We start from the raw sequence: 19366 nt of genomic DNA, 5'->3' as shown, positions 1-19366 counted from the left end.
ATGCTTCGTCCGTCATAAAACGTACACCGATAATTCCGAATTCCGCATTCCTAATTCCTAATTTCTGATTTAAAGCTTATTGATCTCCGTGCCCTGACGGGTCTCCTTTACCTCATAGCCAAGTGCTGCTATCTTGTCGCGGAGCTCGTCTGCAAGTGCGAAATTCTTGTCCTTACGTGCAGCCTTACGCTGTTCAACAAGTTCAAGTACCTCAGCAGGTATATCGTCAGAAGCAGCATCGGCATTTTCTGCAAGCTCCTTTGCATTGGCAGCAAGGTCAAGTCCGAGGACTTTGTCGAATTCATTGATAAGCGCAAGCTTTGTAGCCGCATTTGCCTTGGATTTCAGTACATCGTAAAGTACGGTAATGCCCATAGCTGTATTGATATCGTTGTCGAGAGCGTCTGTGAAGTCCTTCATAAGACGGTCGTACTCAGCCTTGTCGATATCTCCGCCATTCTCCTTTGTGAGAGGAGCTATCTTCTCAATGAGCTTATTGTATGCAGTTACTGCATTGTCAAGGTTCTCCCATGAGAATACCAGTGACTTTCTGTAGTGTGAAAGCAGGCAGAAGAAACGGTATATAACAGGCTTGTAGCCCTTTTCTTCAAGGAGAGATACTGTGAGGAACTCGCCCTTGCTCTTGCTCATCTTGCCGCTGTTTGTGTTAAGGTGAAGTACATGGAACCAGTAGTTGCACCACTTATGTCCAAGATAAGCCTCAGACTGTGCTATCTCGTTGGTATGGTGAGGGAAAGCATTGTCTATGCCGCCGCAGTGGATATCGAGGTATTCGCCGTTATTCTTCATGCTGATGCATGAGCACTCGATATGCCAGCCCGGATAGCCTACGCCCCACGGGCTGTCCCATTTGAGCTCCTGATCGTCGAATTTTGACTTTGTGAACCAGAGTACGAAGTCAGCCTTGTTGCGCTTGTTCTCGTCAGCCTCAACGCCCTCGCGGACTCCTACAGCAAGGTCCTCCTCGTTGAAATCGTTGAATACGTAGTACTTTTCAAGCTTTGAAGTATCAAAGTATATATTTCCGCCTGCTTCGTATGCGTAGCCCTTGTCCATAAGACTGATGATAACGCGGATAAACTCATCTATATAAGTAGTAGCAGGTACGACTACATCAGGTGTCTTGATATTCAGCTTCTTGCAGTCGTCAAAGAAAGCGTCTGTGTAGAACTTTGCTATCTCCATTACTGTCTTGTGCTCGCGCTTTGCGCCCTTGAGCATCTTGTCGTCACCTGTATCGCCGTCACTGGTAAGGTGTCCTACATCAGTGATGTTCATAACGCGTTTTACATCATAGCCTGTAAAGCGAAGATACTTTTCGAGTATGTCCTCCATGATATAGCTTCTCAGGTTGCCGATATGCGCATAGTGGTACACAGTAGGTCCACAGGTGTACATATTCACCTTTCCTTCTTCATGCGGTACGAATTCTTCCTTTTTGTGTGATAATGAATTGTAAAGCTGCATTTTTCTTCCTCCAAAAATCTATTTTTCGGAGCGCAGAGCCTGCGCCCCCTACAAATTTTCCCGCATAGGGACGCACAGTGTGCGTCCGCAGGTTTATTGCATATTTATCGGGCGCACACTGTGCGCCCCTACAAAGCCAATTGATTTCGGGACGTCGAGGACGCCGTCCCCTACAATTTTTACATATTATCGGGCGGCGGAACGCCGCACCTACAAAGCTAAAGGCTATTCATATCTCCCATATCTCAGGTGGTGGGTTCTTTATTTTTAGCTTTGAAAAGTAGCCGAACATCACCAGAAACTCTGGTATAACACGCAGTCCGTCACGGTAGTAAGCGTCAATACGCTCCTTGTCATCAGTTATGCCTTTATACTTCCGCGGACATGAAAAAGTCCACTCGGCTGTGAGGCTGTCAAAGCTGAGCCTGAAAAAGCCCGAAGGACTTTCCTCGCCAAAGGCTTCAAGAAGCGCTATATGGTCGCCTACGGTATCGGCGGCACCTACATAAGCCGTGCTTCCGTCAAGGCTTACAGCTCCGAGAAGTCTGCTGTCAGCTTTTACTGCTTCATTCACAGCTTCAGCGGACGGATATTTTATTATATTCATATCTGCCCTCCTTTTGTACCCAAAAAATAAAAGCCCCCGAGGTATTACCCTCGGAGGCGCAAATGCTCGTTTCCACTCCGTCTTGAACTCATCTTATCCTTAACGCGGACGAAACGCCGACAGATACACACGCTTTCGCGCTTCCCTGCCGAAGCTGACAGCCGCACTTCACTTCTCCCGACTATGTGCTCACACCTGCCGCACACTCTCTGCAAGTCCGCAAAAAAGCTACTCTGACTGCTATGCCTTTAAGTTATTAGTTCTTAGTTCTTAGTTCTTAGTTCTTAGTTCTTAGTTCTTAGTTCTTAGTTCTTAGTTCTTAGTTCTTAGTTCTTAGTTCTTAGTTCTTAAACTATTATATACTATAGTGCAGGGATTTGTCAAGATTAATCGAGGATAAATATGAACAAATTGTAAACATTTCTCCTTTTCCTTGACTTTGCCCCTTTAAAAGATATATACTTTATTTAGCACTCTGATAAGCAGAGTGCTAATTTCACTATGGAGATGTTTTTAATGGAAACCAAACAGTTCAAAGCAGAGTCCAAAAGACTGCTCGATATGATGATCCACTCGATCTACACTCATAAAGAGATATTTCTCCGTGAGCTTATCTCAAACGCCAGTGACGCTATTGATAAGCTGTATTTCAAATCTCTTACCGACGACAAGGTCGGTCTCAATAAAGACGATTTCGCAATATGGATATCCGCAGACAAGGACAGCCGTACACTTAAAATCACCGATAACGGTATCGGTATGACCGAGGAAGAGCTTGAAAACAACCTCGGTACTATCGCAAACAGCGGTTCCTTCAAGTTCAAGAATGAGAACAAGCTTGAAGAGGATAATCAAATAATCGGACAGTTCGGCGTAGGCTTCTACTCAGCATTCATGGTTGCCAAGAAAGTAACTGTAATATCCAAGGCTTACGGCAGCGATAAGGCTTACCAGTGGGAGTCTGAGGGCGTTGACGGCTACACTATCACAGAAGCTGACAAGAAGAGTGCAGGTACTGAGATAATCCTTGAACTCCTTGACGATACAGACGATGAGAACTACGGCGAGTTCCTCGACCAGTACAGGATAAAGTCACTTGTAAGCAAGTATTCCGACTATATCCGCTTCCCTATCAAAATGGAAGTATCCCACAGCCGTCCAAAGGAGCAGACCGAAGAGGAAAAGGAAGCTAAGAAGCCCCTTGAATATGAGGACTACATCGAAGTTGAAACTCTCAACAGCATGACTCCTCTCTGGAAAAAGAACAAGAATGAGCTTAAAGAAGAGGATTACAAGCACTTCTATACCGAGAAGTTCTTTGATTACAACGAGCCGCTGAAGTATTCTCACATCAGCAACGAGATGCCTGCATACAACGCACTGCTCTATATCCCGTCAAAGGCTCCATTCGATTACTACTCCAAGGAGTACGAAAAGGGCTTGCAGCTCTACTCAAACGGCGTTCTTATCATGGATAAGTGCGCAGACCTGCTCCCTGATTATTTCAGCTTCGTAAAGGGTCTTGTAGACTCAGAGGATCTTTCTCTGAATATCTCCCGTGAGATGCTCCAGCACGACAGACAGCTCAAGGCTATTGCAAAGAGCATCGAGAAGACTGTAAGCAACGAGCTGAAAAAGATGCTCAAAAATGAGCGTGAGAAGTATGAGGAGTTCTGGAAGGCATTCGGCTTACAGCTCAAATACGGTATATACAGCGACTTCGGCATGAACAAGGAGAAGTTACAGGATCTCCTTCTGTTCACTTCCTCAAACGAGCAGAAGCTTGTAACTCTTGACGAGTACGTTACAGCTATGCGCGAGGATCAGAAGTACATCTACTACGCTACAGGCGAAAGTGCTGCACGTATCGAACAGCTCCCACAGACAGAGCTTGTTAAGGAAAACGGCTTCGAGATACTCTATCTCACAGACAATATTGACGAATTTGCAATAAAGTCACTTATGAAGTATAAGGATAAGGAATTCAAGTCTGTATCCGCTGACGACCTCGGTCTTGAAACTCCCGAAAAGAAGGAGGAGCTCAAAGCTAAGGAGGAGGAAAGTGCAAGTCTCCTCGATGAGCTTAAAACCGCTCTCGACGGCAAGGTAACTAAGGTTGCTCTTTCTCAGAGACTTAAATCTCATCCTGTATGCCTTACAAGTGAAGGCGAGATATCTCTCGAAATGGAGAAGGTACTCAACTCAATGCCTACAGACCAGAAGATACACGCACAGCGCGTCCTCGAGATCAATCCTGACCATGAGATATTCGGCAAGCTGAAGGCTCTCAACGAAAGCGGCGACAAGGACAAGCTGGGCAAGTATGCAAAGCTCCTCTACGATCAGGCACTCCTTATCGAAGGCATGAGCATAGAAAATCCTGTTGAGTTCTCAAATCTTATCTGCGAACTGATGTAAACTTACATTATAGATAACATAAAAAAACGGTACTCAAAAGAGTACCGTTTTGTTTTTATGCATCTTTTTTCTTTAAAGTACGTCTTACGACCTTTCTAAGCCGTTCACAGGTGTCCTGAGGAAAATCAGTTATGAACTTTATTGCCTGCTCATGCGATTCCTCCTTTGAGAGCTTCAGGAACTTATGGAAAAAGGTATTTACCTCGTTGAATGTCGAGAATATCTCTTCCACCGCCTTTTCACCCTCGGGAGTAAGCACTACGCTGTTGCAGTAATCCTCATAAACATATCCGCTGTTAGCCAGACATCTCAGCATCTTGCTGACGCTGGGTCTGGATACTCCCAGATGCTTGGATATGTTCACACAGCGAACATACTCGTCTGCTTCAGATAATTCTTTGATCGCTACTAAATACTTTACGTATCCTGCACATTGTTTCATAGTCAAAATCCTTTCAATAATCCTTAGTATATCATTTTGGTATGTTTATTTATCGGAATCTATAAGATGCCAATAACCCTTAAGATAGACTGCTCCCGATATAACAGTGAGAACAGTTGAGATCCAGATAAGGACAGGGATAACTATATCGTCTATCGCTTTTCTGAATGATTCCGGGAAGCCGATACTGAAATCAAAGCAAAGACAAAGCCAGAAGAGTATCGCAACTATCGCTGCCATTGTAAAAGCTGTTTTCAGCTTACCCCATATACCTGCAGCGACTACTATCCCGCTGTTGGCTGCGAGAAGTCTCAAACCTGAGACCATGAACTCACGCGCCGTTATTATTATCAGCGGTATAGCTCCCATTTTTACCTCTGAAAGCTCTACGAATACCGTAAGAGCCGCTATTACAAGCACTTTATCAGCCAGAGGATCGAGAAATTTTCCGAAATTTGTTACAAGATTGCGTTTTCGTGCTATTTTTCCGTCAAGAGCATCTGTTATGGAAGCCGCCGAGAATATCAGCAGAGCTATGCCATAGTGCAGCGGAATGTCTATATACATAAACAGCAGGAAAAACGGAATAAGTATGACTCGGAGAAGAGTCAGCTTATTTGGAAGGTTCATTAGTCTATCACCTCTCCTATCAAATCATAATCAAGCGTATCGGTGATCCTTATTTTTACATATTTACCGATCTCAAGTGGTGTCTCAGATGTGAAGAACACCTTTCCGTCTATGTCGGGAGCGTCAAGTGCGGTTCTGCCGAACCAACATTCACCGAATTTATCAAAGCCCTCCACGACTGCGGTAAGCTCCGCGTCCATATGCTTTTCGTTATTTTCACAGCTTATGAGCATTTGCTGCTCCATGATTATATCTGCACGGTGAGCGGCGGTCTCCTCGTCGATCTGATCGGGGAAGTCATACGCCTTTGTACCTTCTTCGCGGGAATATGCAAAACAACCGAGCCTGTCAAAGCGGACTCTCTTTACAAATTCCGCAAGCTCCTCAAACTGTTCCTTTGTCTCACCGGGAAATCCCGTGATAAGTGTCGTCCTGAGTATTATATTCGGGACTTTTTCTCTTATATGAGCAAAGAGGGCTTCAAGCTTTTCCGTATCGCCCCAGCGGTTCATACGCTTGAGTATATCGCCATTGCAGTGCTGTATGGGTATTTCAAGATACTTTACTATCTTATCTTCTCTTGCTATTACATCAAGGAGCTCGTCCGTTATGCGCTCGGGATAGCAGTAAAGAGTACGTATCCAGCGGAGCCCGTCTATTTTGCAAAGCTCGGTAAGGAGCTCCGCAAGCTTCGGCTCACCGTAAAGGTCTTTGCCGTAAAGTGCGGTATCCTGCGCTATGACTACAAGCTCTGTAACTCCGTTTTCCGCAAGGAAACGTGCTTCCTTCAGCACATCTTCCATTGGTACGCTTCGGAATTTGCCTCTGATAAGAGGTATAGCGCAGTAAGTGCAGCAGTTTGAGCAGCCCTCGGCTACTTTAAGATATGTGAAGAACGGCAGTGTGGATATTATCCTTTCGCCGCTGAGCTCTGCTTCAAGCTTTGGAGCAAAGTGTACACAATGCTCACCTGCAAGGACATGATCGAGAATATCGACTATATCCTTGGTATCTCCAATGCCTATAACAGCATCTGCCTCGGGGAACTGCTCGGCAGCCTCCTCCTTATATCTCTCAACGAGACAGCCTGTTATGATGATCTTTTTCAGCGTTCCCTCTTCTTTGAGTTTTCCAAGTTCAAGAATGGTATCTATAGCCTCTTCCTTTGCAGACTTTATAAAGCCGCAGGTATTGACTACCGCAACATCTGCAAGTCCCGGCTCAGTTACAAGCTGATATCCGTGACTTTTCAGCTTATAGAGCATACGCTCTGAGTCTACAAGATTTTTTGAACAGCCAAGGGATACCATACCCACCTTGATCGCCATATCAGTTATCCTCCTCAGGTACATCGGTGCTCTCGAAATATTCCTTCACAGCACGGTTTATCTCGGTAAAATCATAGCCGTACCGCACAAGAGCACTTTTGACCTTTTCTATTGATTTTCTATCCTCACGATCTGTGAGATATCGGGAATGTTTAGTGCGCAGAAGCTCCAGTATATTCTCATAAAACACATCGGAATACGGCGTGAGAGCGTCCTCGGCTATAAACTGATCTATGCCCTTCTGCATTATCTCGCGCTTTGAGCGCCTGTAGCCGTATCTTTTTACTTCAACAAGCTTACGCGCCATGCGCTCGGCATATCTCGCATCATCTATAAAGCCGTGCTCAGTCAGCCTTTTCATCACCGCCGTACACAGCGGTGCGCTTTTATAGTTTTCCATGAGCTTCTTATACATTTCCGAATAAGTATAATCTCTGTAATCCAGCAGATAAAGTGCCCGCTGATAGGCTCTGCGAAAATTTGAAGCGTATATTATCTTTCTGAGGGTATCGCGTTCAGTCTCCATACCTGCGTGTATGCCGAAATCGGTGATTATATCCGCATGGAGATACAGCTTCCGCCCGTCATCAAGCTCCGCTTCATATGTGGAGCCCTTATATCGCGTGACCGAGGTTATCTTCATTATTCCTCAGCAGGAGTGAACTCCTCGAAATCCTCGTCAAAGCTTGCGAGAACATCTTCGCTGTCAACAGCCTCAACGCTCTCAGCCTTTGAATCATCAGCATCTGTACTTTCCTTCTTGCTGCTCTTTTTAGGAGCCGCATTATCAAGCTCGTCCTTATGGGCGAGTATCTGCTCCTCGATCTCCTTCATAAGGTTCTCGTCATTCTGGAGCAGCTCCTTGACGTTATCGCGTCCCTGTCCAAGCTTCTGATCCTTATAGCTGAACCATGAGCCGCCCTTCTTGATGATATCGAGGTCAACAGCAAGGTCAAGCACCTCGCCTGTACGGGATATGCCCGTACCATACATGAGGTCGAACTGACATTCCTTGAAAGGTGGAGCCACCTTGTTCTTTACTATCTTGCACTTTGTAGTTGCGCCGATAACATCTGTGCCCGATTTTAGCACCTCACCCTTTCTTACCTCGATACGGACAGATGAATAGAACTTCAGAGCGCGTCCGCCCGGGGTAGTCTCGGGATTTCCGTACATTACGCCGATCTTTTCACGGATCTGGTTTATGAATATAGCAACACAGTTCGACTTTGAGATAGCTGCTGTAAGCTTTCTCATAGCCTGTGACATAAGTCTTGCAAGCTGTCCTACGTGCAGGTCACCCATTTCACCGTCGATCTCGGCACGGGTAGTCATAGCTGCGATAGAGTCAAGTACGATAACGTCGATAGCACCCGAACGGATAAGAGCCTCTGCAATTTCAAGTGCCTGCTCACCGCTGTCAGGCTGTGATACAAGGAGATCGTCTATATTTACACCAAGAGCCTTGGCGTATACAGGATCGAGAGCGTGCTCAACGTCGATGAAAGCAGCCTCGCCGCCAGCCTTCTGAGCCTGAGCGACTATCGAAAGGGCAACTGTAGTCTTACCTGAGCTTTCAGGTCCGTATATCTCAACGATACGTCCGCGTGGCACACCGCCTATTCCCAGTGCCATATCAAGAGTCATAGAGCCTGTGGGTATAGCAGCAACATTCAGTGTCTTAGTCTGACCAAGACGCATTACTGCGCCTGCACCGTATTTCTTTTCTATCTGTTTGAGCGCTCCCTCAAGAGCAGTCTTTTTATCCTCTTTTGTAGTAACTCTAACAACAGTGGGCTTTTTTGCAAGCTCCTTCTTTGCCATTGGTATTTCCTCCGATCTGTTACATTATTGCAGGTTTGTTTACTATTATATTACGTGCGGCAGCTGTTCTTATTATACCGCCGCCGTCCTTTCTGAACTCCACATCTGTGAAGCTGTTTTTTTCAAGTATAGCCTTTACATCATCGTGCTGCCCCATGCCGAACTCATAGGCGATGAAGCCGCCCTCCTTAACGGACATTTTCCACAACTCCGTCATAGCTCTGTAGAAGCCGAGCCCGTCCTCGCCGCCGAAAAGTGCGGAGGCAGGCTCATAAGTGACCTCGGTCTGAAGCTCACTCATGTCCTGAGAGGTCAGATATGGGGGATTGCTGACAAGGATATCAAGTCCCATAAGAGACATTGCGGTCTCTCTTTTCAGCACATCTCCTTTTATAATGTGTATGTCACCGCAGCCGTTTGCGGCAGTATTCTGCTTTAAATATCCAAGTGCCTTATCCGAAAGCTCAACAGCGTAAACCTCAGCATCGGGAAGTTCCTTTTTCAGAGCCACCGCGATACAGCCGCTTCCGCTGCAAAGATCGGCTATTTTCGGTGCTTTAAGCTTTTCCCTGCGGCAGATATCCAGCACCTGCTCCACAAGAGTTTCCGTATCGGGGCGGGGTATAAGTACACCCTCGCCCACCTTGAAATTGCAGCCCCAGAACTCCCACTGTCCGAGAAGATACTGCAAGGGATAGCCCTCAGAGCGTCTTTTCGCAAGGGAGCGTATCTCTGCCGCTTTATCATCGGGTACAGGCTCTTTCGGGAGAAACATGGGATTTTTGTCACCAAGCAGGTCCTGAAAGATACAGGTGGTATCAAAGTCTGCCGTATCCTCATCGCGGGCTGCGATAAGACTGCGGCATTCTGTGAAAAGCTCTCCGCGGCTTACCACTTGTCCTCCTCCTTATCCTCGGGGATACAAGGCTTCATAGCTGCAATAGCTATCTCTATCATGCTGTCGTCGGGCTCGCGGGTGGTTATGCGCTGCATAGCCAGTCCGGGTGCGGACAATATCCTTGTAAAGGTATTATCGTTATTTCCTGCCAGACGTATACACTCATATGAAATTCCCACAACAAGGGGAAGAAGTACCAGTGATGCTACGATACGCTGCCATGTGACTGTAAACGGTACAAGGCACATAACAAGTATGCTTACGATAAGCACGATGAATATGAAGCTTGTGCCGCAGCGTTTGTGGAAGCGTGTCTGCTTGCGGACATTTTCCACAGTAAGGGGGAGCTCTGCCTCATGGCAGGCTATAGTCTTATGCTCTGCGCCATGGTACATATACTGCCTTTTGATATCCTTCATAAGGCTCACAAGGTACATATACAGCACAAAGAGCACTATCTTCACTATACCTTCAAGGAGAGAGCGTACTATACGGTGCTCCTTGATAGACGGGATAAGTCCCACCAGCCACTTAGGCAGGAACACGAAAAGTCCTATTGCCATTGCAACACCGAGAAGTATGCCTAAATACATGAATATATCGGTAACTGTGTCCTTTTCCTTCTCTGTCTTCTTTTCGCCGCTGTTTTCAGCTTTTTCGGCAGTATCGGCTTTATTCTCCGCAATATCCGTATCTGCGGCAGCTTCGGCAGCAGCTTCTGCGTCAGCTATTGCCTTTTCTGGAACATCTGATTTCTTATTCTTAGTGTCTTTCTTCTTGTCGTCGTCCTCATCGTCCACCATCTGCTTTTCTGCGGACTTCATCATGTACTTATAGCCCTTGACAAGGGATATAACGAAGCTTGTACAGCCTCGCACAAGGGGTACCTTTCTGTACCACGGGGCGTTCTTTCCGTTGTTTTCTTCCCATGTTTCAAGGTCTATAGTACCGTCGGGAAGTCTGCAAGCCATAGCGCCTGTATTCGGTCCCAGCATCATTATGCCCTCGACCAGTGCCTGACCGCCTATCTTGGATTTGAATTTTTCCTTTGTTTCTGAATTAGTATTATTTCCCATTTTTTCACCTTATTGAAAATAGTAATGCCTGTCGCCTTACGACTTTACCGCAGGGAGAGTTATAGTGACCTTAGTACCCTTGCCCTCGCCCTCGCTGTCGATGTCGAGCCTGCCGCCGTGCATACTTATTATCTCGTCTGCAACCGCAAGACCGATACCCGAGCCGCGGCGTGTGTGATTTGCCTTGTAGAATTTTGTTTTTACCTTTGCAAGGTCGGTCTGCTTTATGCCAAGACCTGTATCCGTAACGGATACTATAACGCTGTCGCCTGATTCATAGGCTTTTATTGTAACCGTATCCCCTGCTGAGGAATACTTTACAGCGTTGTCGATAACATTTATGAACACCTGCCTGATACGGTTCTTGTCTCCGAAAACGAATGGGAGCATCTCAGGCTCGTCATAGATTATCTTTTTATCTTCACGCCTTGCCTTGTCGCTGTATATGAGCACAGCGTCACCAAGCTCGGCGAGGATATCCATATTTGCATTCTGGAGAGTGAAGTGTCCGTTCTGCATACGGGAGAAGTCAAGAAGCTCCTCCACCATCTGCGACAGACGCTCAGTCTCGTTAACTATTACCTTGACGCCCTTTTTCATGGTGTCAGGACTGCCGCCGCCGTCTATCATAAGAGTTTCAGCCCATCCCTTTATAGCTGTAAGTGGGGTTCTAAGCTCATGTGACACAGAGGAAATGAATTCATTCTTCATAGCCTCGGCAGTTGAAAGCTCGTCCGCCATATTGTTTATGGCAGTACAGAGGTCGCCTATCTCGTCATCGCTGTCGTTGTCTATTCGCGTGGAGAAGTCTCCCATAGCGTATTTACGGGCGATGCCGCTTATCTGTCGGATAGGTCTTACGATAGAGCCTGCAAAGTACAGACCCGTTATTACGATTATCAGGATAATGATAAGGCATACGATAGTTACAGCGGCTGTATAGGTCTTTATGGTGTTGTCAATATCGGTGAGAGATGTTACCATTCTCACTGCGCTGTACTCACTGCTCATTGAAGATATGGGCATTGATACCGCAAGCACCTTTTCACCGCCGCCCAGCCTGTAAACATGATAGCCCTCCCCCGACTCCATAGCCTTTACATAATCAGGCATGACATCGTCCGCATCGGGAGAAAATCCCGAGGAGGTAAGGACTACTCGTCCCTTTGAGTTTACAGCCATAAGCTCTATCTTGTCCTTTTCATTGAAGGTCTCAAGCATATTTCTCATTTCCGACGAAAAATTCGTCGAGCTGTCCTGAGAATGCATACTGAGTATACTTGTGACAGCATTCAGCTTTGACACGATATACTGTCGTGCAGAGCTGTAGAAATAATTCTGTATCGCATAGACTATAGCCATGTCTATGACCAGAAGTGCGAGTACAACAACGCCCAGGTTGTTGAATATCCATCGCTTTGTGATACTCTTTTTAGCCATTACTGAACGTCATTCCACTTATATCCATAGCCCCATATAGTAATGATGTATTTGGGGCTTGACGGTTCTTCCTCTATTTTCATGCGTATACGTCTGATATTTACATCGACTATCTTATCATCGCCGTAATAGCTCTCGCCCCATATATGGTTGAGTATGCTTGCGCGGTCAAGAGCGGTATTCTTGTTGTTCATAAAGTATTCCAGTATCTGATACTCTACCTGTGTAAGCTCAATGGGAGCACCGTCCTTTGTGACTGTGCGGCTCTTGAGGTTGAGCACGAAAGGTCCGCTCTCGATGACAGACTGCTTTTCATTCTTGATAAAGCTCATGCACACGCGCCTGTATATAGCGTCAACGCGGGCAGTAAGCTCCGAGGGTGAAAAGGGCTTTGTAATATAATCATCGGCACCTATCATAAGACCGCTTACCTTGTCCATTTCCTGAGTCCTTGCGGTAAGCATTATTATGCCGATAGTCGAGCTTTTCTCACGTATCTTCTTGCAGACTGTAAAGCCGTCAATACCCGGCATCATAATATCCAGCAGTACGATATCGAAATTGCCGTGTTCAGCCTCAAAGGTCTTGAGAGCCGCTTCACCGCAGTTTACATCTACTACATCGTAGCCTGCACGTTTAAGGTTTATGACAACGAATTCGCGGATAGTATCCTCGTCCTCGCATATAAGTATACGTTTCATATATTTCACTCCTTTGAATGAGTAAGTAGTATATCAATCTCTGAATCTGAAGCCTATAGCAGCTTCTGCTGGCGTTATCCCGAGACCGTCATTGCCTGTATCGGGAGAAGGGATATACGCAAGGTACGACAATTCGCCCTTTGAATGCATGAGCATATATCCGCCCGAGATACGGTCCTCACGGGACGGCTGGTCCTCTGCACAGAAAATACGCAGAAGCTCCCTTCCCGTACCGTTTTCGTTATATGTACAGAAAACCATCTCATCATTTACTACATCTCGTTTTACAGTGACCTTATTCTCCCATTTTTCGGGAAAAATAAAGATATATCCGTCGTTGAGGCTGTAATACGAGGTATACTGCTTTTCAAGCATATAATTGCTGTTTATGTGCTTCCATTCAGTCAGCTTCAGCTGCTCGCCTTCGGCTGAAGTCTCATAACATGGAGCTATCACCTGTCCGGGTATCTCAAGAGTTCCGTCGCCGTCAACGTCAAAGCAGGAAAAACCTGCGGGACGTATAGTTTCCTCAGACTCCTCGGAAGTCTCAAAGACCTTTTTCAGAGCACCGTCCTTCATGTAAAGAACGTCGGTCTGAACATATCCTGTACCCGACAGAGCGTCGATGTATATGCCCATTTCGGAATCACCGACCTTGCCGTAGCTTATGTTGTCGAACTCGCTGAACTTCTCGCTGAGCTCCAGCTTCTTTTTCAGATACTTGCCGTTTTTGTCAAGCTTGTAGACCTCAGCCAGCGCAGGCGCATCGCTTGAAGCCTTTGTGAGCCGCAGGAACTCATACTCGTTGTCCATATCAAGGTCTTTTACGTCAATGAACGAATATGAAGCCGAAAATGTAGGCGGCTTTGTAAGCCTTCCGTCGGCATAGTTGTATATGGAAACGTTCTTTTCGGAACGGTTTATCATACTTGTGCCGATGATAAGGTTGATGCGGTCATTCGAGCCCAGCTTTGATATCATGACCTTTTCTATCTCGCTGCCGTCGGCAGCATCGTCCCATACCGAGCTCCATTTGTAATCTTTCTTATCGAGTATATTTATACGCAGCGGATTTTCATCGGCTGCATGGTCCTTTCTCTCATAGAACACCAGAGCCTCATTTCCTCCGTCGCCGTCGATATCCTCGACTATAAAGGCGGAGAGGTACTTTCCCGTTTTCGGGTATTTAAGGCTTATAGCTGTTCCGTGTGCGGTAGTCAGTGCAGAGTATATCTGCTCCTGCTCCACACTGAGCTTTGGCGGAGCCATCAGCGTATCTATGCTCGCACCGAATGTACAGCTGCTCAGCATTGACGCTGTAAGCGCAGCCACCGACAGCAATGAAATTTTTTTCATAAGTAATATCATTCACGCTCTTCGAGCTTTATATATTCCTTTTCCTTTGCGATAGCCTTGTATGCAGGACGGATTATCCTTCCGCCTGTGAGTATCTCCTCCATGCGGTGAGCTGCCCAGCCTGCCATACGAGCGATAGCGAAAAGCGGAGTAAAGAGCTCATCAGGGATACCCAACATTCTGTACACCAGACCGGAATACATATCAACATTTGCACACATAGTCTTTGTGCTGCCCTTCATTTCGAGGAATATCTCGGGAGTAAGACGCTCGATAGTTTCGAGGAGTCTGAATTCAGCCTCGATATCCTTGCCCTTTGCAAGCTCGAACGCCTTCTTCTTCAAGATAACTGCACGGGGATCCGAGATAGTATATACAGCGTGACCCATACCGTAAATAAGACCTGAATGGTCGTTGGTCTCCTTGCGGATAGTCTTGCGTATATAATCTGCGACTTCGCCCTCATTTTCCCAGTTCTTGATATTTGCCTTGAAATTGTCCAGCATATTTATGACCTGAAGGTTAGCACCGCCGTGGCGAGGTCCCTTCAGTGAGCATATAGCCGAAGAATAAGCAGAATATGGGTCTGTACCCGATGAAGTAAGTACGCGGCAGGTAAATGTGGAGTTGTTTCCGCCGCCGTGCTCAGCCTGTAACATGAGGAGACGGTCAAGCATCTGTGCCTCGTCCTTTGTGTACTGTCTGTCGGGACGCAAAAGCGAAAGGATACACTGTGCTGTGTTTTCCTCATAGTTTATGGGGTGCATTATCATGCTCTGGTTGTCGAAAACTCTGCGCTTTACCTGATAAGCGTTAGCCATGATGACAGGCAGCTTTGCGACAAGGCTTACAGCCGTGCGCATCTCGTTTTCGAGCCCCTTGTTCTCGCACTCGTCATCGTAGGAATACAGAGCCAGAACAGAACGTGCCAGCTTGTTCATTATGTTCTTTGACGGTGCTTTGAGTATCATATCCTCAACGAAGCCGTTGGGGAGGTCTCTTTTTACTGAAATGTATGAACTGAAGGTCTTCAGCTCCTTCACGTTCGGGAGATGACCGAAAAGCAGAAGGAAAGCCGTCTCCTCATATCCGAAGCGGTCGTCCTCTTCAACATTGGCAACAAGATCGTTGATATTATATCCTCTGTATATGAGCTGTCCGGGGATAGGCTCTCTTTCTCCCTCATTCATAACATAACCGTGAACATTACAGATATTGGTTATGCCTGCCATAACACCTGTACCGTCACTGTTGCGGAGTCCTCTCTTAACGTGATATTTTTCATAAAGTTTTGGATCTATAGCGGTATTATCAGCAAGTCTGCCGCATAAATCTGTAATATTAGCCCCTGAAATGAATGAAGGCATTATGATCACACTCCTAAAACATATTCATTATTAATTATACACCATATTCCTTTTAATGTCAAATGTTATTTCGTATATAAACCGATGTTCAAAACAAATGTTCTTATACACTGTGACCAAAGGAGAAGCTTATGAAAAAATATCCTGCTGCCGCACTGCTGCTCACCGCCGCAGCTGCGCTTATCCCCGTGCTGCCTGCCTGCATTTACGGCAAAGGAGCGATGCCCGATGATACCGTACAGATAACAACCAATGAAGTTGGTCTTTCAGCCGATAAAGCTGCACATAAAGCTATATGCTCAGACCAGCCGTACAAGGTACTGGATATCGAAAGCGGAAAAGTGCTTGAAGTCTCTGTCCGTGACTACGTCATCGGAGCCGTCTGCGCAGAAATGCCTGCATCATTCCATGAGGAAGCCCTGAAAGCTCAGGCTGCCGCCGCTCACACCTACGCAGAAAGACAGCGCCTGCGTGAAAAAGCCTCACCTACTCCCGAGCTCAAAGGAGCCGATTTCTCCAATGATACCGCAGTATATCAGGGCTTTTTCACAAAGGAACAGGCTCGTGAGCGTTTCGGCGGCAAATTCGAGGAAAGCTACAGCAAAATATCCGCCGCTGTAGACGAGGTGCTGCCGTACATAATCACATATGATGATGCACCTATCATAGCCGCTTTCCACTCCATGTCGGCAGGCTATACGGAAAGCGCAGAAAACATATGGGGCACTCATGTTGACTACCTCGTTGAAGTTGACAGCCGCTCCGACCTGACCGCACCAAAATTCCGCGAAGAAAAGAAGCTTTCACGGGACGAGCTGAAAAATGCCATTGAATCTGCCTTTGAGGACATATCCCTCGGTGATGATATGTCGGAATGGATACAGATAAAGACCACCTCCGACGCAGGTACAGTCCTTTCAGCCGAAGCAGGCGGAAAATCCGTTACGGGAAACGATATAAGGAACGCCCTTTCCCTTCGCTCTGCAAGCTTTGATGTACGTATTGAAGGCGATACCGCGATTTTCACCACCAAAGGCTACGGTCACGGCGTAGGAATGAGCCAGTACGGTGCAAACGCTATGGCGGAGGAAGGAAAAAGCTGGCGCGACATCATCGCTCATTACTACCCCGACTGCACCATTGCCGAGTGCTGATATTTATTGTGCAAAAAGCCATAAAAGTCGGTCGTTTTTTGCCAAATCCGTCAATTCGTATTGACATAACTCTGACGATTTGCTATAATGATTTTGTGTCGTTAAAAACGGCATATTATTAAGAAATATAAAAAACAAACCCGAAGGAGACTCATGTCCGATAACTGACGGATAAAGGATTATGAACAAAAACAGAGACTTATATAAAAGATTTGTAACTTTCATCTCGGCAATGTTCCTGCTGTGCATAATCACAGGGATATTTGCCTTTGTATGGTACAGACACTACAGCGAGCAGATAGTACTGCCTTACTACAGGCGAGGAAACTGGGTGCTAATCGCCATATACTGCCTGCTGGTATGGCTCTTTTTCAGAGCCTACGGCGGCTTCAAGCTTGGCTACCTGAAAAAGACCGATATGCTGTACTCACAAATGATATCCATGATATGCGTTAATGTGGTGTCGTATTTCGTCATCAGCCTTATAGGACGACGCTTCATGCCCGTCCCACCCGTGGTGTATATGACCTGCGTCGATCTGGGCGCGATAGCCATATGGACGCTTCTGGCGGGAAAGATATATTTTATGATGTATCCTCCCCGAAAGCTGGTCATCATCTACGGCAGTCATCAGGCGGCTTCACTTGTGCTCAAAATGAGTCAGCGCGTGGACAAGTACATGATTTGCGAGTCTATAAGCATAAACGAGCCCGAAGAAAAAGTCAAGGAGCTCATTATGAAGTACGAGGGAGCTATCGTCTGCGATATCCCTGCCGAACAGCGCAACGACTACCTTAAATTCTGCTTCGAGCACTCAAAACGTGCGTATATAGCACCGAAAATCTCAGATATTATAATAAGAGGAGCAGACGATATACGTCTTTTCGATACTCCTCTCATGCTCTGCCGCAATTACGGCCTCGACTTCGAGCAGCAGCTTGTAAAGCGCATTTTCGACATTTTATTCTCCCTTGTTGCGCTGATACCTGCTGCTCCGTTCATGCTCATATCGGCAATCGCCGTAAAGCTCTACGACAGAGGTCCTGTATTCTACAAGCAGAAGCGTCTTACCCTTAACGGCAAGGAATTCTATGTGTATAAATTCCGCAGCATGATAGTTGACGCAGAAAAGGACGGCAAGCCCCGCCTTGCTTCCGAGGAGGACGACCGTATAACCCCTGTGGGCAAGATACTGAGAAAATTCCGTATCGACGAGTTCCCTCAGCTCCTCAATATCCTCAAGGGTGATATGTCCGTTGTAGGACCGCGCCCCGAGCGTCCCGAGCTTACCGAGGAATACAAAAAGGAAATGCCCGAATTCGGCTTCAGACTCAAAGTCAAGGCAGGTCTCACAGGCTATGCACAGGTCACGGGCGCATACGATACAACTCCATATGACAAGCTGAAAATGGATCTGATGTACATTGAAAACTACTCAATACGTCTTGACCTTCAGATAATACTTATGACTATAAAGACAATGTTCTTCCCTCCGAAGAATAACGCAGAAACTGCGGAAAACCTTCTCATGCCGAAGAACATAACCCAAAAGGAGGACACAAAATGAAAACCACCGCAGTTATCATGGCAGGCGGAAGAGGAGAACGCTTCTGGCCGAAAAGCCGCAATGCTTGTCCAAAGCAGTTCCTCTCACTGACAAGAGACGGCGAGACCATGATACAGAAAACTGTAAAAAGACTTGCACCAATAGTTGAGGCTGAGGATATCTATATCGTTACAAATGCAGCTTACATCGACCTTGTACTGGAACAGCTCCCGAATATACCGCGTGAAAATATACTCGCAGAGCCCTGCGCAAGAAATACAGCTCCCTGCATCGCCTTTGCAGCAGCTGTAATAAACAGAAAATACGAGGACGCAGTAATGCTTGTACTGCCCTCAGACCACCTCATCGGTTATGAGGATATCTATATAAATACACTTAAAAAAGCTATCAGGGCTGCCGAAAAAGGCAAGCGTCTTGTTACTATCGGCATCACCCCCGAATATCCCGAAACAGGCTACGGCTACATCAATTTCGGTGAAGAAAAGGGCGATGTATACGCCGTTGAGCGTTTTGTGGAAAAGCCCGACCTTGCGACTGCAAAGGAGTACCTTGCATCAGGCAAGTACCTCTGGAACAGCGGTATGTTCGTATGGAAGCTCTCCTCTATCATGTTCAATATGCAGTCTCTCATGCCCGATATCTATGAGGGCGCAGTCCGCATAGGACAGGCTTACGGCACACCTGAGTTCAACGAAGTCCTCGTAAAGGAATTTACAGCCTTCAGAAGCGAGTCAGTAGACTTCGGCATTATGGAGAAGGCAAAGCATATCTACACTATCCCCGGAAGCTTCGGCTGGGACGACGTTGGAAGCTGGCTGGCTGTTGAACGTATAAACGAGACCGATGACGAAAACAACTACATCGACGGCGATGTAATCACCATAGATTCAAAGCGTACAACTGTATGCGGCGGAAAACGCCTTGTTGCCGCTGTAGGCACAAGAGACCTTATCATCGTTGATACTGACGATGTACTGCTGGTATGCTCAAAGAACAATACTCAGGACGTTAAAAAGGTCATCGCACAGCTCAAAGAGCAGAACAGGAACGAATTAGTTTAAAGGAGATAT

17 protein-coding genes are annotated in these 19366 nt (G+C 46.5%); 4 read left to right on the top strand and 13 right to left on the bottom strand.

All coding sequences use genetic code 11. The features are described 5' to 3' along the window. Positions 1-69 precede the first annotated feature (69 nt). Both cysS and BUB28_RS01735 read right to left on the bottom strand, forming a co-directional pair. Positions 70-1488 (bottom strand): cysteine--tRNA ligase, encoded by a 1419-nt coding sequence (cysS, locus tag BUB28_RS01740; protein WP_072948079.1) that lies wholly within the window; start codon positions 1486-1488, stop codon positions 70-72. A 229-nt stretch (positions 1489-1717) separates the two neighbouring features. After that, on the bottom strand, positions 1718-2095 hold the full coding sequence (locus BUB28_RS01735) for a hypothetical protein (RefSeq protein WP_072948077.1): 378 nt from the start codon (positions 2093-2095) through the stop codon (positions 1718-1720). A gap of 516 nt (positions 2096-2611) precedes the next feature. Between BUB28_RS01735 and htpG the strand changes: the two genes are divergently transcribed. Beyond that, positions 2612-4513 carry a molecular chaperone HtpG gene (htpG, locus tag BUB28_RS01730; RefSeq protein WP_072948075.1) on the top strand — a complete coding sequence of 634 codons (1902 nt, stop codon included), beginning with the start codon at positions 2612-2614 and terminating at the stop codon, positions 4511-4513. Between the two features lie 55 nt (positions 4514-4568). On the opposite strand, the gene BUB28_RS01725 is transcribed toward htpG, so the two are convergent. From BUB28_RS01725 to BUB28_RS01675, 11 genes are read right to left on the bottom strand one after another with little or no spacing between them, the layout of a single operon-like run. Continuing rightward, positions 4569-4955: a metal-dependent transcriptional regulator gene (locus BUB28_RS01725; RefSeq protein WP_072948074.1), complete on the bottom strand. Its 387-nt coding sequence runs from the start codon at positions 4953-4955 to the stop codon at positions 4569-4571. Between the two features lie 45 nt (positions 4956-5000). Then, complete coding sequence (pgsA, locus tag BUB28_RS01720; protein ID WP_072948072.1) at positions 5001-5585, bottom strand: CDP-diacylglycerol--glycerol-3-phosphate 3-phosphatidyltransferase; 585 nt, start codon at positions 5583-5585, stop codon at positions 5001-5003. Beyond that, complete coding sequence (rimO, locus tag BUB28_RS01715) at positions 5585-6913, bottom strand: 30S ribosomal protein S12 methylthiotransferase RimO (RefSeq protein ID WP_072948071.1); 1329 nt, start codon at positions 6911-6913, stop codon at positions 5585-5587. Before rimO ends, pgsA begins: the two co-directional genes overlap by 1 nt. Position 6914: 1 nt before the next feature. Then, positions 6915-7556 carry a regulatory protein RecX gene (locus BUB28_RS01710; RefSeq protein WP_072948069.1) on the bottom strand — a complete coding sequence of 214 codons (642 nt, stop codon included), beginning with the start codon at positions 7554-7556 and terminating at the stop codon, positions 6915-6917. Continuing rightward, positions 7556-8737: a recombinase RecA gene (gene recA, locus BUB28_RS01705; RefSeq protein ID WP_072948067.1), complete on the bottom strand. Its 1182-nt coding sequence runs from the start codon at positions 8735-8737 to the stop codon at positions 7556-7558. The genes BUB28_RS01710 and recA overlap by 1 nt, the downstream gene beginning before the upstream one ends. Positions 8738-8756: 19 nt before the next feature. Continuing rightward, positions 8757-9632, bottom strand: coding sequence for a peptide chain release factor N(5)-glutamine methyltransferase (gene prmC, locus BUB28_RS01700; RefSeq protein ID WP_072948066.1), 876 nt, complete (start codon positions 9630-9632; stop codon positions 8757-8759). Further along, the gene (locus tag BUB28_RS01695; protein WP_072948064.1) at positions 9626-10711 is read right to left on the bottom strand and encodes a DUF1385 domain-containing protein; all 1086 of its coding nucleotides are present in this window, start codon (positions 10709-10711) and stop codon (positions 9626-9628) included. Before BUB28_RS01695 ends, prmC begins: the two co-directional genes overlap by 7 nt. 36 nt (positions 10712-10747) lie before the next feature. After that, positions 10748-12151, bottom strand: coding sequence for a sensor histidine kinase (locus BUB28_RS01690; protein ID WP_072948063.1), 1404 nt, complete (start codon positions 12149-12151; stop codon positions 10748-10750). Continuing rightward, entirely contained in the window at positions 12151-12852 is a 702-nt protein-coding gene (locus tag BUB28_RS01685) for a response regulator transcription factor (RefSeq protein WP_072948061.1), read from the bottom strand. The genes BUB28_RS01690 and BUB28_RS01685 overlap by 1 nt, the downstream gene beginning before the upstream one ends. 33 nt (positions 12853-12885) lie before the next feature. Next, positions 12886-14208: a hypothetical protein gene (locus BUB28_RS01680; RefSeq protein ID WP_139277494.1), complete on the bottom strand. Its 1323-nt coding sequence runs from the start codon at positions 14206-14208 to the stop codon at positions 12886-12888. 8 nt (positions 14209-14216) lie between these two features. Beyond that, positions 14217-15575, bottom strand: a complete 1359-nt coding sequence (locus BUB28_RS01675; protein WP_072948057.1) for a citrate synthase — start codon at positions 15573-15575, stop codon at positions 14217-14219. Between the two features lie 131 nt (positions 15576-15706). Here BUB28_RS01675 and spoIID point away from each other — a divergent pair, with 131 nt between their 5' ends. The 3 genes from spoIID (at position 15707) to BUB28_RS01660 (ending at position 19357) form a co-directional block, all read left to right on the top strand. Continuing rightward, the gene (gene spoIID, locus BUB28_RS01670) at positions 15707-16729 is read left to right on the top strand and encodes a stage II sporulation protein D (protein WP_072948056.1); all 1023 of its coding nucleotides are present in this window, start codon (positions 15707-15709) and stop codon (positions 16727-16729) included. Between the two features lie 181 nt (positions 16730-16910). Then, positions 16911-18296, top strand: a complete 1386-nt coding sequence (locus tag BUB28_RS01665; RefSeq protein WP_072948054.1) for a sugar transferase — start codon at positions 16911-16913, stop codon at positions 18294-18296. Continuing rightward, positions 18293-19357, top strand: coding sequence for a mannose-1-phosphate guanylyltransferase (locus tag BUB28_RS01660; RefSeq protein ID WP_072948052.1), 1065 nt, complete (start codon positions 18293-18295; stop codon positions 19355-19357). Before BUB28_RS01665 ends, BUB28_RS01660 begins: the two co-directional genes overlap by 4 nt. Positions 19358-19366 lie beyond the last annotated feature (9 nt).

This window comes from Ruminococcus flavefaciens (assembly GCF_900143025.1).
Taxonomy (GTDB): domain Bacteria; phylum Bacillota; class Clostridia; order Oscillospirales; family Ruminococcaceae; genus Ruminococcus; species Ruminococcus flavefaciens_I.
This window is presented reverse-complemented; position numbering and strand designations above follow the sequence as displayed.

Coding starts and splice junctions, on each gene's coding strand:
- cysS (WP_072948079.1), bottom strand. CDS start 1,488: ATGCAGCTTTACAATTCATTATCACACAAAAAGGAAGAATTCGTACCG.
- BUB28_RS01735 (WP_072948077.1), bottom strand. CDS start 2,095: ATGAATATAATAAAATATCCGTCCGCTGAAGCTGTGAATGAAGCAGTA.
- htpG (WP_072948075.1), top strand. CDS start 2,612: ATGGAAACCAAACAGTTCAAAGCAGAGTCCAAAAGACTGCTCGATATG.
- BUB28_RS01725 (WP_072948074.1), bottom strand. CDS start 4,955: ATGAAACAATGTGCAGGATACGTAAAGTATTTAGTAGCGATCAAAGAA.
- pgsA (WP_072948072.1), bottom strand. CDS start 5,585: ATGAACCTTCCAAATAAGCTGACTCTTCTCCGAGTCATACTTATTCCG.
- rimO (WP_072948071.1), bottom strand. CDS start 6,913: ATGGCGATCAAGGTGGGTATGGTATCCCTTGGCTGTTCAAAAAATCTT.
- BUB28_RS01710 (WP_072948069.1), bottom strand. CDS start 7,556: ATGAAGATAACCTCGGTCACGCGATATAAGGGCTCCACATATGAAGCG.
- recA (WP_072948067.1), bottom strand. CDS start 8,737: ATGGCAAAGAAGGAGCTTGCAAAAAAGCCCACTGTTGTTAGAGTTACT.
- BUB28_RS01695 (WP_072948064.1), bottom strand. CDS start 10,711: ATGGGAAATAATACTAATTCAGAAACAAAGGAAAAATTCAAATCCAAG.
- BUB28_RS01690 (WP_072948063.1), bottom strand. CDS start 12,151: ATGGCTAAAAAGAGTATCACAAAGCGATGGATATTCAACAACCTGGGC.
- BUB28_RS01685 (WP_072948061.1), bottom strand. CDS start 12,852: ATGAAACGTATACTTATATGCGAGGACGAGGATACTATCCGCGAATTC.
- BUB28_RS01680 (WP_139277494.1), bottom strand. CDS start 14,208: ATGAAAAAAATTTCATTGCTGTCGGTGGCTGCGCTTACAGCGTCAATG.
- BUB28_RS01675 (WP_072948057.1), bottom strand. CDS start 15,575: ATGCCTTCATTCATTTCAGGGGCTAATATTACAGATTTATGCGGCAGA.
- spoIID (WP_072948056.1), top strand. CDS start 15,707: ATGAAAAAATATCCTGCTGCCGCACTGCTGCTCACCGCCGCAGCTGCG.
- BUB28_RS01665 (WP_072948054.1), top strand. CDS start 16,911: ATGAACAAAAACAGAGACTTATATAAAAGATTTGTAACTTTCATCTCG.
- BUB28_RS01660 (WP_072948052.1), top strand. CDS start 18,293: ATGAAAACCACCGCAGTTATCATGGCAGGCGGAAGAGGAGAACGCTTC.